The 13,839-nt window shown below is 42.4% G+C and carries 10 protein-coding genes and 5 tRNA genes; 9 read left to right on the top strand and 6 right to left on the bottom strand.

The window, feature by feature from the left end; all coding sequences use genetic code 11:
- Positions 1 to 340: 340 nt before the first annotated feature.
- On the bottom strand, positions 341 to 1,777 hold the full coding sequence (locus JJQ94_RS19910; protein WP_099030085.1) for a peptide MFS transporter: 1,437 nt from the start codon (positions 1,775 to 1,777) through the stop codon (positions 341 to 343).
- 578 nt (positions 1,778 to 2,355) lie between these two features.
- Entirely contained in the window at positions 2,356 to 5,208 is a 2,853-nt protein-coding gene (locus JJQ94_RS19905; protein WP_099030086.1) for a hybrid sensor histidine kinase/response regulator, read from the bottom strand.
- 266 nt (positions 5,209 to 5,474) lie between these two features.
- Between JJQ94_RS19905 and JJQ94_RS19900 the strand changes: the two genes are divergently transcribed.
- From JJQ94_RS19900 to JJQ94_RS19875, 6 genes are all read left to right on the top strand, one after another.
- On the top strand, positions 5,475 to 6,683 hold the full coding sequence (locus JJQ94_RS19900) for a serine hydrolase domain-containing protein (protein ID WP_099030087.1): 1,209 nt from the start codon (positions 5,475 to 5,477) through the stop codon (positions 6,681 to 6,683).
- Positions 6,684 to 6,989: 306 nt separating this feature from the next.
- Positions 6,990 to 7,065, top strand: a tRNA-Phe gene (locus JJQ94_RS19895).
- 63 nt (positions 7,066 to 7,128) lie between these two features.
- Positions 7,129 to 7,204 (top strand) — tRNA-Thr (locus JJQ94_RS19890).
- A gap of 149 nt (positions 7,205 to 7,353) precedes the next feature.
- Positions 7,354 to 7,429: transfer RNA gene (locus tag JJQ94_RS19885), tRNA-Phe, on the top strand.
- A 12-nt stretch (positions 7,430 to 7,441) separates the two neighbouring features.
- Positions 7,442 to 7,517 (top strand) — tRNA-Thr (locus JJQ94_RS19880).
- Between the two features lie 105 nt (positions 7,518 to 7,622).
- Positions 7,623 to 7,698 (top strand) — tRNA-Phe (locus JJQ94_RS19875).
- Positions 7,699 to 7,804: 106 nt separating this feature from the next.
- On the opposite strand, the gene JJQ94_RS19870 is transcribed toward JJQ94_RS19875, so the two are convergent.
- Together JJQ94_RS19870 and cysZ are read right to left on the bottom strand one after the other, a co-directional pair.
- On the bottom strand, positions 7,805 to 9,022 hold the full coding sequence (locus JJQ94_RS19870; protein ID WP_099030088.1) for a glycerophosphodiester phosphodiesterase family protein: 1,218 nt from the start codon (positions 9,020 to 9,022) through the stop codon (positions 7,805 to 7,807).
- A 78-nt stretch (positions 9,023 to 9,100) separates the two neighbouring features.
- Positions 9,101 to 9,826, bottom strand: a complete 726-nt coding sequence (cysZ, locus tag JJQ94_RS19865; protein WP_099030089.1) for a sulfate transporter CysZ — start codon at positions 9,824 to 9,826, stop codon at positions 9,101 to 9,103.
- Between the two features lie 418 nt (positions 9,827 to 10,244).
- Between cysZ and JJQ94_RS19860 the strand changes: the two genes are divergently transcribed.
- Positions 10,245 to 10,520: a hypothetical protein gene (locus JJQ94_RS19860; RefSeq protein WP_099030091.1), complete on the top strand. Its 276-nt coding sequence runs from the start codon at positions 10,245 to 10,247 to the stop codon at positions 10,518 to 10,520.
- Between the two features lie 47 nt (positions 10,521 to 10,567).
- Positions 10,568 to 11,161 (top strand): CBS domain-containing protein, encoded by a 594-nt coding sequence (locus JJQ94_RS19855; protein ID WP_099030092.1) that lies wholly within the window; start codon positions 10,568 to 10,570, stop codon positions 11,159 to 11,161.
- A gap of 103 nt (positions 11,162 to 11,264) precedes the next feature.
- Here JJQ94_RS19855 and trmL read toward each other — a convergent pair whose 3' ends face one another.
- Positions 11,265 to 11,729: a tRNA (uridine(34)/cytosine(34)/5-carboxymethylaminomethyluridine(34)-2'-O)-methyltransferase TrmL gene (gene trmL, locus JJQ94_RS19850; RefSeq protein ID WP_017216443.1), complete on the bottom strand. Its 465-nt coding sequence runs from the start codon at positions 11,727 to 11,729 to the stop codon at positions 11,265 to 11,267.
- A gap of 361 nt (positions 11,730 to 12,090) precedes the next feature.
- Here trmL and JJQ94_RS19845 point away from each other — a divergent pair, with 361 nt between their 5' ends.
- Entirely contained in the window at positions 12,091 to 12,924 is an 834-nt protein-coding gene (locus tag JJQ94_RS19845; RefSeq protein WP_045987716.1) for a cation diffusion facilitator family transporter, read from the top strand.
- Here JJQ94_RS19845 and JJQ94_RS19840 read toward each other — a convergent pair.
- Entirely contained in the window at positions 12,876 to 13,838 is a 963-nt protein-coding gene (locus JJQ94_RS19840; RefSeq protein WP_099030093.1) for an alpha/beta fold hydrolase, read from the bottom strand. The genes JJQ94_RS19845 and JJQ94_RS19840 overlap by 49 nt on opposite strands.
- Between the last annotated feature and the right edge of the window lies 1 nt (position 13,839).

Raw genomic sequence — 13,839 nt, 5'->3', positions numbered from 1 at the left:
AGTTAGAGGCAGTAAATAGCAGTAGGAGACTTTGTAAATTTAGTTGCACAATTGCCATGTAAAAGACACAAAATTGACACAGGCGTGACGATAATTATTTTTGCTTAAATTTTGACTAAAAACAGCAAGGAGCTTTGCGTGATATTTTGTAAGTTTATTTATGTACTGCTATGATTTTATTTGGCTTTTATGTTTTTAGTTGATGGGTTGTATGAGAGATAGGATTTTTATCACACGGCTAAATTGAGAGGAAAAATGACGCTAAGTGTATTTAAATCTTTACGTGAGGCTGTTGCGGGAGAGGTAAACCACGCTAAATTAGCGTGGTTTACAGCAAATATTATTGCTTCTCAGCGGATACTTCTAGCTCTTCCGCAAGGTAATGCTCTTGCGTATGCGGTTGGTGCTTGCCCTCAGCGCCATGCATCCAATCTACAAGTTTGTTGCTTAATAGATACATTAACACAGCAGACAGTAAGGCTACGCCGCCTAAACCAATAAAGATGCTCATCGCGTTTTCCATTGCTTCTTGGCCTTCACCGATGAAAGAGCCAACAAGACCAGCAAGCTTGTTTGCAACAGCCGTACATAGGAACCAAATACCCATTAGCAGTGATGCCAAGCGTAGCGGTGCCAGTTTACTTACCATAGAAAGACCGATTGGTGATAAACATAGTTCACCAAGTGTGTGGAACATGTAGAACAACACCAACCAAATCATGCTGATCTGAAGTGTGCCACCGGCTTCACCACCTTCTGTCGCAAGTGCAAGCATCATGGTTAAGAAACCAAGAGCTAAGAACACCAGACCAATTGCAAACTTCACCGGAGAGTTTGGTTCTTTGTTATCTAGCTTTAACCAGATCATCGCTACTAATGGCGCAAATACAATGATGAAGATAGAGTTAAGCGACTGGAACCAAGAAGCCGGGATCTCAAAGCCCATAAACATGCGGTTGGTATAGTCGTTTGCGAATAGGTTCATCAGACCACCAGCCTGCTCGAAACCCATCCAGAAGATAATCGAGAAAACACTCATGGTGAAAATTACACGGATACGATCTTTTTCTTTCTTCGTAAGCGGTTCTTTAGTCTGTGAGTCAGACATCTGTTGGGAAAGTTTAGCTGAAGGTACTTTACCGATATCGCCAAGGTATTTCTGGCTTAAGATAAGCTGCATAACCACGGAAATGATCATACCAACACCCGCCGCGATAAAGCCTGCCTGCCAGTTAACTACTGCTGCTACATAACCCGCAACAAGTGGACCTAATGCACCACCTAAGTTGATACCCATATAGAAGATAGTAAATGCACCGTCACGGCGCTTGTCACCTTCTTGATATAGATCTCCTACCATCGTTGAGATGTTAGGCTTGAATAAGCCATTACCTAAACAAAGCAGTGCTAAGCCAAGGTAGAAGACGTTAACTTCTTGTCCTGCCACAACGCTGTGAGGAATACCCATAATAAAATGGCCTGCAGCCATTAAAATACCACCAATAATGATGGCTTTGCGCTGACCTAATACATTATCTGCAAGCCAACCACCAAATAGTGGGGTGAGATAAACGGCCATCGTAAATGTGCCGTAAAGGCTTAGTGCGTCGGCATTACTCCAACCGAAACCACCATTTTGAACTTGTGCTACAAGATAAAGAACTAAGATGGCACGCATACCGTAGTAGCCAAAGCGCTCCCACATTTCGGTACCAAATAATAAGAAGAGGCCTTTAGGGTGACCCAGAAATTCTCCGGCCTTCGGAACTGAATTCATATGTACTTCCTAATCTAATCAATGTGTTGTATCTGGTCATTTTTATAAAGGATGCGTTAATGCACCTAATGTTTTTCAATCAACACTGAATAATGAGCCATGTACTTAGCGTGCAACGTTTGAAACGACGTGCGGTAAATAGAACACTTTTCAATGCAGATTGGCATTGCTCATCGAGTCACCGAGTAAAAATCTTAATCAGATATTTGCTTGTATGAACTCAGGCATGCCTGTACTTTTTTTGAACGGGTGACCAGTACCTATTTCAATTAGCGTTTGTTGTATGTAACGACTAACTAATTTAAAAAAGTGCGTCAGTATACTCAGTGAGAATTAATAGGGGAAGTGTTTGGAGTCAGAAAGCGAATAAAATGCGGTCAGTGATTCAGGAGAGGATCATTCTTTTAGGTGGTGGTTATATCTAAATGAACAGTATCACCTTCCAGGCATATATCTTTATCGTTTGCTTGCAGGTGTAGGAGTAGGTTGACCCTGCGATCCATTTATCTTTACCTAGTCGAGAAAAACGCCTCCAACCAATTAGTGATAAGATTTGTGGGGGCAGTACCCCCACAGTATTAAGCTTCTCGACTCAAATATTGTTGGATAAACTCTGTCGCGGCTAAAAAGTCCCGCTCCAATTTATCACGCATTTGAATAAGTTGATCGGTGGTAAGCGTGCCTTCCTTACATAAAGTCTCAAACTCTATGGCTGTTTCTGCTACTTTTTCGGCACCGATAGTTTTAGAGATGGACTTAAGTTGATGACAAGCTTCAATGATTTCTTCTTGGCTCATCGTGATCACCGCGCCGTTTACATCTCGTGTTAATTGACTACTTTGTTCTAAATACATTCTGAAAAAGCGATTTCGTTTCGCCTCATCATGGTTTACATACTTATTTAGCATGTCCATATTGATAGCTGGTGCAGGCTTGCTAGCCTCTGTCTCAATAACTTCAGGCTCTACCTCAGCCTCTTGCTCTGATCCTGCTTGTACTTGGCTAACGACTACCGGCGCGGCAGCTGACGGCTCAGCACTTTGTCGTGGCTGTTGTATTTTGGGCAAGCTTTCAATACATTTATTAAGTGTCGCTTCTAGTACATTTAACTCTACCGGTTTGGTGATATAGTCGTTCATACCACCAGCCTCACAGCGTTCTCTTTCGCCTTTTAGTGCATTGGCTGTAACAGCAATAATGTATGGTTGCTCAATGGTATCGGTTGAGGTTTCTACATAGTCTCTAATATGTTTGACCATGTCGTAACCTGACATTTTGGGCATATGCAAATCAGTCAGTACGATTGAGAAGTGTTCTTTTTTCCAAAGTTCTAGACCTTCCTCACCATTTTCCGCGACCTCGACGCCGTAACCCAACAAGTGTAATTGGTCGGTCAGTACTTGCTGATTTAATACGTTATCTTCAACTAACAATACAAGTTTGTTGGTTGCTCTTGCTTCATCAACACTTAAAAAATCGTTGATAGTACGTGAAGGTTTAATCTCCTTTGGTTTATGCAAACCGGCGGCAACCAAGATAGCCGTCATAAAGCTAGACTTACATAATGGAGAGGCATTGAGGTAGAAAATATTTTTGTGATTAAGCGCGGCTTCGTCCATTTTACTTAGGACAACAACCTGCTGTTCATTTTTCTCAAGCGAATAAACTACCGTTCTTAGCTCTTCATTGACTTTATCCATGCCGTCTAAACCGTCTAACACCCAAATCAATTTGTCCTCGTGTTGGTTTTCGGTTATTTCGCTTTCATCGATAGCAATCACGCTCGCGCCCATAAATGAAAGGTAGCGATTTAAAATAGTGCGTCTCTCATTATTCGGGGTAAGTAGAGCAACAGTGCGACCGTTTAACATTTGCTTATTTGCGTAATTGACTTTGCCATCCACACTAAATGGCAGCTCTACAACAAACTCGCTTCCCATACCAATATCCGAATTGACATGAATGCTACCTAGCATGAGTTCGATTAGACTTTTACAAATAGAAAGGCCAAGCCCTGTGCCGCCAAACTCTCGGGTAATAGAGCCCTCAGCTTGAATGAATGGATTAAAAATCTCTCTAAGCTGGGCTTTTGTCATGCCTTTACCATTGTCAGTGACGGTAAAGCGTAGGGTGTAATGCTCCGAGGTGTTTTGTGCAACTTCAACGGAGATTTTTACATAACCTTGGATTGAGTCGTCGGTAGTCGTAAATTTTATGGCATTACTGCACAGGTTATAAAGTACTTGCCTAACGCGAACGGTGTCACCGACTAAATTCGTTGGAATGTCAGGTGCAATAAACAGTTGTAAGTCTAACTTACGCTTTTTCGCTACTGACGAAAGCACACGTGCGACTTCCTCTGTGGTTTCTGCTACTGAGAAAGCACTATTGTCTATACGTAATTTACCCGCCTCAATTTTAGAAAAGTCGAGAATATCATCGAGTATACCAAGTAAAGAGAATGCCGAATCGCGAATAATCGTGGTGAGGCGGTGTTGAGCACCGTCAAGATCGGTTTGGCGCAGTAAATCAATGGTACCAATGACGCCGTTCATTGGTGTGCGGATCTCATGGCTCATGGTGGCTAAGAAAGTGGTTTTTGCATCACTCGCACGCTCCGCATTTAAAATCGCTTTTTCTAGCGCCAGCGTGCGTGCTTGAACTTCGGTTTCGAGACTTTCTTGAAGCTGTTTTAATTCGTTTTGCGTTGCTTGATCGGATTCTATGGATGATTGTACTTGCTTTAACAGCGCATTGATCGCTTCAGCAACCTCAGCTAGACCGCCACTATAATAGGTACCCACCGTCGACTTGTAGTTTTTATCCATCGTTAGATGATTGATTTCTGAGATGAGTTCTTCAGTATCGTTACTTGATGCGCCTGAAAGCCGACGTGCAGCAGTCACAACAATCATCAAGGCGCTAATAATAGCGGCAGCGAGCAGTATATAGGCAATGAATGGATCGCCTGATGACGTAGTTGCAACGGGTGGTGTATAAGTCAAAATGAGCTCACCAATGTTTTGCTCATCTAGAAGTAGTGGCATGTGGTAAACCTGCATTGTGTCTTTGTTATAAGACTCTTCACGATTCAATGCAATGATTTGCTCACCTGCACTTTGTTGAAATATCAGATTTGGTTGCCCCATCCCCGTATTGACGTACAAATAGGCGCCCAAATGTTCGTTAGATGCTAATAATGCGGATACAATCTGTTTGGCACTGTCAAAACCGTGTTGTGTGACCACCTTGGCAAGGGGAGTTGCAACTGTTGTTGCTTGTTGTTGTAGGTTCACGGTTGGTGCGGTAGGGACGTCAGCTTGCTTCGGCAGTAGATAAGCACCTGCGGCGCTACATAGTCCAACAGTCAGTATTGCGATAAATAAAAAAAGTATCCGTCCATTTGCATTGGTATTCGCGCTATTTGGCATGCTTAATCCCGAAAGAATTATTTATACTTATTAGTTGTAGCAATCCTATCACCTTCGGCAAGTTTTTACCTCTCGTTTTTCATTCAATAGTGGCAATACACTGAGATCACCTGATTGTTTTAAATCTTAAAATAATCAGATTGTTATCTCGATAATTTTAACTACGTCTGCGATGTGTAAAGCATTTAAATTTAATAAAAATTAAATTTTACGTAACGTTTTTATAAAGTAGTATTCGTTCAACCTAATACTTATAAGGATATCTCATGTTTCTACGTCAAAGTCGGTTGGCGTTTGGTTGGCTTATTACACTGCTGGGCTGCGCCTTACTAACTGGCTGTAATAACAGTGACAATTCTATTGTTATTGAAAAGAGCGCTAACGAAGACATAACCGTCACTCCGCCGCGCTATGGCAAGGTGGGAGACGGGCTACTCAACGAACAACTGGAAGCAATCCGAGCTGAGTTTGCGATGCCCGCACTTGGCGGATTTATCGTTTATGGGGATGAATTGATTGAGCTTGATGTAGCTGGTGTGCGAGTGAGCACAGGCCAAGCTCTGGTCACCAAACTTGATAAGTGGTCGATTGGTTCGTTCAGTAAGTCCATGACAGCAACCGTCGCTGCTCGTTTGGTTGAGCAGGGGTTAATTCGATTTGACAGTCGGGTGAGTGATGTTTTCCCTGAGTTAATCGGAAAAATCAACCCTGAATTTGAGTCTGTTACATTAACGGCACTGCTTTCGATGACTTCAGGCTTTAAGCGTGATCTTGACTCCATGTATTCAGGTAAGTGGCATTTAGATCAACGTGGCATGGTCGAGCAAAGATATGCCTGGACTCAAGAGGTGTTAACGACGCAACCAGAAGTGACTCACGGAACCTATCTATACAGCAATGCAGGTTATGTTGTTGCAGGCCATATGTTGGAGCGTGTGACGGGGCAATCATGGGAAGCGTTAGTGAAGCAAGAAGTATTCATTCCTCTTGGAATGGAAAATATTGGATTTGGGCCTGCTAGCTATGGAGATCCAGAAGGACAGCCGAGTGGTCATCAGATGCGAGAAGGGCAATGGCATCCAATAACACCGGCCGACAGGGTAGATCTACCAAACGTTGTTGGACCTGCTGGGTTAGTCAGTACGACCTTGACCGATCTGTCATACTATTTACGTGCTTATCTCGCGGGTGCCAGAGGTGGTGATAATTTGATTGGTGCTAATTCATATACGCGACTGCTCACACCGGTTAGCCCAGAATATGGCTTAGGCTGGATCCTTACTCCAAACAACAATAGCTTTCATCACAATGGCTTTACTGGGACCTTCTATTTAGACAACTTAGTGTTGCCAGAAAAGAACATAGCGATATTAGCGGTAACAAACGGCGATACGAGTAATGCCAAGCAAGCGGTAGAAAAAGCGATACAGGTCATGCAACAAAGATTTGAAGCTCAACATAAAGACAATCTCTAAACAGGATTGATAAACCTTGCTGCCGAGCTTCGCTATAGGAATGAGATAGAATATGTATTTCCATTCTATTTTATTCCTTTAAGCACATATTCCTCTTAAGTGACGCCTTTTTCTTTGTTATAGGCCTAGAGCAGTTTGCGTTATTTATAGATATAAGTCGATAAATACAGTAAAACATGGCTAGTCGGGTGTTTTTTCATCGAAAAAGCGGTATTTTAACCGCTTTGTCTGAAAACTGTGCAAACGATAAATGTATTTAAAAAAAGGGTTGACTTAGAACCGCAAAACCCGTTTAATACGCCGCACGCCCAGATAGCTCAGTCGGTAGAGCAGAGGATTGAAAATCCTCGTGTCGGTGGTTCGATTCCGCCTCTGGGCACCAGATTAAAATCATTGCATTAGCAATGTGGTGCATGCAGAAACTGCATGGTACACGAATTAGTGTGCCGACTTAGCTCAGTTGGTAGAGCAACTGACTTGTAATCAGTAGGTCATCCGTTCGACTCGGATAGTCGGCACCATTTAATTTAGGCGTCAGCCTGTGTTTTCTAGATATCTCAGTTGATTGGGTTTTTTAGATAACAAAAAGATTTCCAGATAGTTCAATTAGTAGAGCTGCTTGGAGTTGTATTGAAGATCCCTTTGAGGATTCAGATACTAAAAAAGATTTGCCCAGATAGCTCAGTCGGTAGAGCAGAGGATTGAAAATCCTCGTGTCGGTGGTTCGATTCCGCCTCTGGGCACCACTAATTTAGTGTGCCGACTTAGCTCAGTTGGTAGAGCAACTGACTTGTAATCAGTAGGTCATCCGTTCGACTCGGATAGTCGGCACCACTTTATTTAGGCGAAAGCCTGTGTTTTCTAAATAGCTCTATTCAGTAGAGCTATTTGAAATTGTATTGAAAATCCTTTTGAGGATTTAGATATTTGAAAAGATTTGCCCAGATAGCTCAGTCGGTAGAGCAGAGGATTGAAAATCCTCGTGTCGGTGGTTCGATTCCGCCTCTGGGCACCATACTTTAAAAAAGCCTCGCAATCGCGAGGCTTTTTGCTTTCTGGCATTTGCAAATCATAACTTAGTGCGGGTTTTACCCACACTAGCTACAACTCTTATTAACCTATCACTCAATTCCCATGCAGCTGGCGTAAAAGCTGGTAGTCGCGGGCCAGTCACTAAATATTGCAACTACGCCAACTTGTTTTGTCAATATGTCCAACACCCTAAGTATATCGCCATCATGCTTAACTGCGTTTTTTACAGATTGATAATACCAACCGCCGCCGTTCGCTAAAGGGCCTGAGCGCTCTAAAGACCAAGCAACTATCTTTAATCCTGCGTGTTTAGCGGCAAGGGCGTATTGTGACGGAATGATATCGCCGTTTTTATCTTCGCTAATTAGCATCCAAATTGGTGGGGCGATAATTTTTACCTTATTTTTGACTAAGTCTTCCATTGATGGTTGCCAAGTACTTGGTTTGTTAATATCAAAATGTTCGCTGGTTTCTCTACCATCAAGAAATACGGCATGGTTTGCAAACTCTGGCGCATGTTTTATCCAGTACTGAATATCTTGGTAAGCAAAGGATTGTGGGAAAACTTGAGATGGGGGGACATCGTGCTCAGAATATTCATCCAGCATTTTTTGCGCGAGCTGGTTTTGGCTTAAACCATTAAAGGGCATTGGCACTTCTGGTGCTTTTAACTCAGGAGTCATATTTACACCAAGTTGCTTAAATAAAGCAATGCTTTCGCTGTGGGTCATTAATGTACCTGTACTAGCATAAAGATCTGTACGCCAATTCGGTGTGCCTTTTACGTACTCGGCGGCAGTTGTGGCTTTATTATTTACGCCATCCATTTTACCGGTTAGCTGTTTAAACTCCGCTAATGTGAGATCTGAGGTACAACACTCTGCTGAAGCAGGCTCATTGGCGTCTGGATTGGCTGGTGTGAAAGGCTTTTTACATTTAGCCGCAAGCTGAGGTTTTAGTAAGATATCTGTCGTTGCGTGTAAGTCGCATTGTGCATGACGACAAACTAAGGCTTTGTCTTTCGTGAAAGTAACATCGCATTCGAGCGTGCCAGCTCCCATTTTCGCGGCGGCAGTGTATGATTCTTTGGTGTGCTCCGGATAGAAAAGTGGCGCACCGCGATGTCCTATGGAAAAACGTGAGCGCTTGATTGGTTTATCTAAACAGCTTGCAAGCTTTTCTTTAAGCTCACCATCTGGAAGTTGCGAGACTAAAAATTGAGGCCGTGTACCGACATCAAACGGTTTTGTTGCCTGGCACCCCGTTAAAAATACCGTTAACCAGATAAGGCTTAATGTTAGGCGCATAGCGACTCCGCTGAATACTTGCAAAAAAGTAAGTAAAGCATGAGTTTTTGACAGCTAGATGTCAGTCATACGAGCGTTTTACCGATATTGCTGACGATAGTTCTCTACCCACAATTTAGTGGCGCCACAAACGGCTACGGGCATCACAATGAGGTTAACAAATGGGATAGAGGTCAGCACGAACACCGCAAAGCCAAAGCCATACGACAGCCCTTGTTTACTCTTCAAATCGTCTTTCATTTGCTTGAAATGAATTTTATGGTTATCAAATGGATAATCATTGTATTGCACGCTGTACATCCAACACGTAAACATAATCCATAAAATTTGCCCAACGATAGGCAGTATCCAAAGTAAGATGAAAAAACCAAGTGCACGTGGAAGGTAGTAGCAGAGTTTTGTCCATTCTCGACCCAACATTCGTGGCACATCTTTTACGGTATCAATTAGCTTATCATCATTGATTTGTTGGTTGGTCAGGTAAAGTTCGACTTTTTCGGAGAGTAAGCCATTGAAAGGCGCAGCAATAAAGTTGGTTATCACCGTGAAAATCATACTATAACTAAAAAGTATCACTAAGATAGCAATTGGCCACATTAGCCATTCAAGCCAACTGAGCCAGTCTGGTAATAATCCGTTGAGATAATTAAACCCTTGAGTCAGCCAGTCATAAAGAAAAAAGAGCGACGCACCAAATAACAATACATTGATTGTTAGAGGAATAAATACAAAACGTTTTAACCCTTTTTGGGTGATCAAAGAAAAGCCGGCAATAAAGTACTCGATACCGCGTGATAGTTGCACTGTACACCTCGTGTTGTAATACCAATTAGTCTTAATACTTGCTCAATTTGAAGGAGTAAATCTGACGCTAACTGCGTTAAAAATTTCTTATTTAGAACAACTAAATAGCAAAAATTTCGCCTGGTTATCGACAAGATTTTCTCGCCTCAAAATAGATCACTTAATTAAGAAAATTGTTATGATTTCATTCTTTTGATTTAAGGCACATACCAAAAATGTTGGCATTAGTATAACGCTAAACGACGCGCTACAAACAGGAGATTAGTAACAATTCATCTCAGCCCACACATAGTGCCTGAGTGTGTGTAAAAATTAACCTTAGTATATTTAGAAGCTTAGTAAATAGATTAGAAATAATACTTGTAAACGCAAGAAACTGCCCATACACTCAAAGTAAGGCAGTAGAAGTGAGAATACTATGCGGTTAGTTCGTTGGATGATTACATTTTGTATGTTGAGTCTGTTGACAGTGTCAACGGCAGATGCTGCTAAATGTGATACCACGCTTTCAATCGCGCCTATCGTTGTCGACCTAGACAATTCGAACTTCAGCCCTGACTTAGATGATTGCGTTGTATCAACAACTCATCGTTTCGTGGTTGCTAGTAGCTTTGTCATAGCGCAATCGCAACCAAACTATTCTTATTCAAACTCAGTATGCGAGTCTATTCGAGCACCACCTGTCGCGAATTAATTTAGTCCTTTTCCGTGCTTAATTAATTTTAAAGATAGAGGTGATCTATGAACACTTACACAGTATTGAAAACTCAACCTGTTGCAAATTATGAACTTGCTGAAAATAACTTCCCAGCTTGTAACACTGACAACCTAGAGCAAGCGCCAGCACATTGCCTAATGCACAATCTACATTTGGCACCAATGCAGCATATTGATGAAAACAGTAGCATAGATGAAGCTACGTTAGTGCTGGACAAAACGCACCGCAGAGCAAGCTTTGTCGTTGATAGCAAAGAAAAGCTTGTTGGTATGATCTCTAATGCAAAAATTGGCAGTCGCTACGTGTTGAGCATTGCAGAAAGACGTGGTTGTACAAGACGTGATTTAAACGTCAATGATGTCATGATCCCACTATCAGATCTTCGTCAAATCACCTTAAAACAAACTAGCCAAACTGTGGTTGGCAATGTGCTAAAAACAATGGAAGAAGGTGGCTTTGAGTTTTTACTTGTTATTGACGAAATGACTCAGCATCCAGTCGGTTATTTTGACCTAATCGATATGATGAAAGCCTGTGGACGTGCAGTAAACTCAATGAAACCGGCAAATAAATTCAGTGATATTGTTGGTACGATTTTACACCACGCAGAAATTTAAAAGAATCCCTATAGTTAATGTAAATTAAAGTTAGCAAGGCGTCGTAAGGCGCCTTTTTTGTGCCTCAAATTTGCTCCTATGCAGCAGAGGATAGGAGCTATTTTTACTTTGCGCCAGCAAATCCAAGTTGTCGCCAAGACTCATAAACAAAAACGGAAACAGCATTAGATAGGTTCATACTGCGGCTATCGGGACGCATAGGAATACGGACTCGTTGCGGCTCAGGCAGTGAAAAAATAATGTCTTCTGGCAAGCCACGAGTTTCCGGGCCAAACAGTAGACAGTCACCAGCTTCATAGGCTACTTCATGATGGTACTTGGTACCTTTTGTCGTGCAAGCAAATACTCGCTTTGGGTTTCGTTTTGCTAAGTATGCTTCAAAGTTTGGGTGGCGCTCTACTTCGCTAAATTCATGATAATCAAGGCCAGCACGTCTTACCCGTTTATCATCCCATTCAAATCCTAGCGGCTCTATTAGATGTAATGAATACCCTGTATTGGCACACAAACGAATAATATTGCCTGTATTAGGCGGGATCTCGGGTTGGTATAAAACGATATCTAACATGATAGGCCTCAATTAAATTTTGTCCGGCAGTATAGCTGATACTTGTCGACATTTATATGTGCTGCGCTTGATAGAGTGAACGGTATTACCCTGTTTTTAAAGTACGACTGTTGTGAAAAACTATACAACCGTAATCTGTTTTTCATTTCAAAGCATTACCCTGTAATATAACAGCATCGCGATGCCGTGGCATTTTGCGAGTGGTTTGACGACTAATTAGAGGTTTAGGTTTTCAGTTAACCTCAGGTTAGTCAGCCAAACTTCAGATTAAATAACATGAAAAAATGAGGTGCCAGTGGATCGCAGCTATGAGTTTTGGGTTAGGTTTTCGAGTGTCTTTACCATCATAATGGTGGGATTGATGATCGCAGCTAAGTGTTGGGCTTGGCTGTCTTCAGGTAGTGCCGCTATGCTCGGCTCTTTAACTGATTCACTGCTTGATATTAGCGCCTCTTTAATGAATTTTTTTGTACTGAGCTACGCACTGCGTCCTGCGGACGATGATCATCGATTTGGTCATGGAAAAGCAGAAGCATTAGCTGGGCTTGGGCAAGCGGCCTTTATCGCGGGCTCAGCGAGTTTATTGGCTTTTCATGGTGTAGAGCGCATTATCAATCCAACTCAAATTCCACATTCGTTGTTTGGTGTGTGGGTGAGTTTATTTGCGATAGTTTGTACTTTGTTGGTGGTTGCGGTGCAGTATCAAGTCGTTAAACGCACGCAGTCCATCGCCATTAAGGCCGACTCGTTACATTATAAGGGCGATATTTTATTAAACCTTGCTGTGCTCCTAGCTGTATTGCTTAACTTTTACGGCGTAGGTTACGCCGATCCAATTTTTGGTATTTTGGTGGCGATGTATTTACTTTATAACAGTTGGGATATTGCCAAGGAAAGTGCTGCGCACTTGATGGATAAAGAGCTGCCAGACGAAGAAAAAGCACAGATCATACTTATCGCGTCGAGCCATGAGGACGTTTACGGAGTACATGATTTGCGTACCAGACAAGGTGGCAAAATCAAATTTATTCAGCTGCATCTAGAGCTTGACGATGATATGCCGCTGATGCGTGCGCATCAGGTTGCGGATGAGGTAGTTGCTAGCATTAAAGAAGAGTTTGATTGTGAGATGGACGTGCTTATCCATCAAGACCCAGTTTCTTTAGCACTAAGCAGCTCGGCTGTAAACGCATAAAAGTCATCTAACACGGCTTTGCGGGTGTTATCTTGCTCGCAAAGCAGTTCATGCTTCCCGATAAACTCTGTAACTGTCACATTGTCTCTGTGCGCGGCAAATTGACTTTGCGCCTGATTATCAACAATGCTGTCTTCACTGGCTGTCGCGATGCGGATTGGGAGATCTAGCTTAATATCTTTAAACGAGCGGCATTTATGTAGTGCCGTGTATAACCAAGCAAAACTGACACCTCCGAGTTGCAGCTCGGGAAATTGATCGTACAAACCTCTAAATAGCGCATATCTGATTGGGCAATCTGTAAGGTCATTATCTTGAAAAGGTTTGTTGTGGTAGTGCACCTGTCCCAATGCATAATGCTTACCTAGCCCCAATAAACAAGCTGCGCCTGCCAGTCCCTCGGCAAACCAAGCCGGGTAGGGAGTCGTATTGATCCCAAGCATCGGGGCTGATAAATAGACTCCCTCTATGTTGTGAGGCCGAAATAGCGATAAATAGTCGCAGGTAATGGCGCCACCCATTGAATGCGCCAATATAAAAAGTGGCAAGGTATTTTGCTTGGCAACGATTTGATCCATAAAGCAGTGCAGTGTTGCTGCATAATCTTCAAAGCGTCTAACATAGCCGATTTGCTGGTCTTTAAGTAATCGCGGCGAGTAGCCTTGTCCTGGATGGTCATAGGTAAATACCGCTATGTTGTTTTGCGCAAACTCCCACAGCAATTCTCTGTATTTATGAGCAGATTCAATACGGCCATTAACCAATATAAGGCTGAACGTTGCCTTTTCTGGAATGTGGTAGGCGTAAAATAGTCTACCATGAGGGGTATCAAAAAAGCCTTTTTGGCAGCCTTGCCAGTGCTTATCAATTTCAGAAAGATGTGATTCAAGTTGCTGACTCTGGCTATAAAACATG

Origin of the sequence: Pseudoalteromonas sp. GCY, assembly GCF_016695175.1 — a bacterium.
Taxonomy (GTDB): Bacteria; Pseudomonadota; Gammaproteobacteria; order Enterobacterales; family Alteromonadaceae; genus Pseudoalteromonas.
This window is presented reverse-complemented; position numbering and strand designations above follow the sequence as displayed.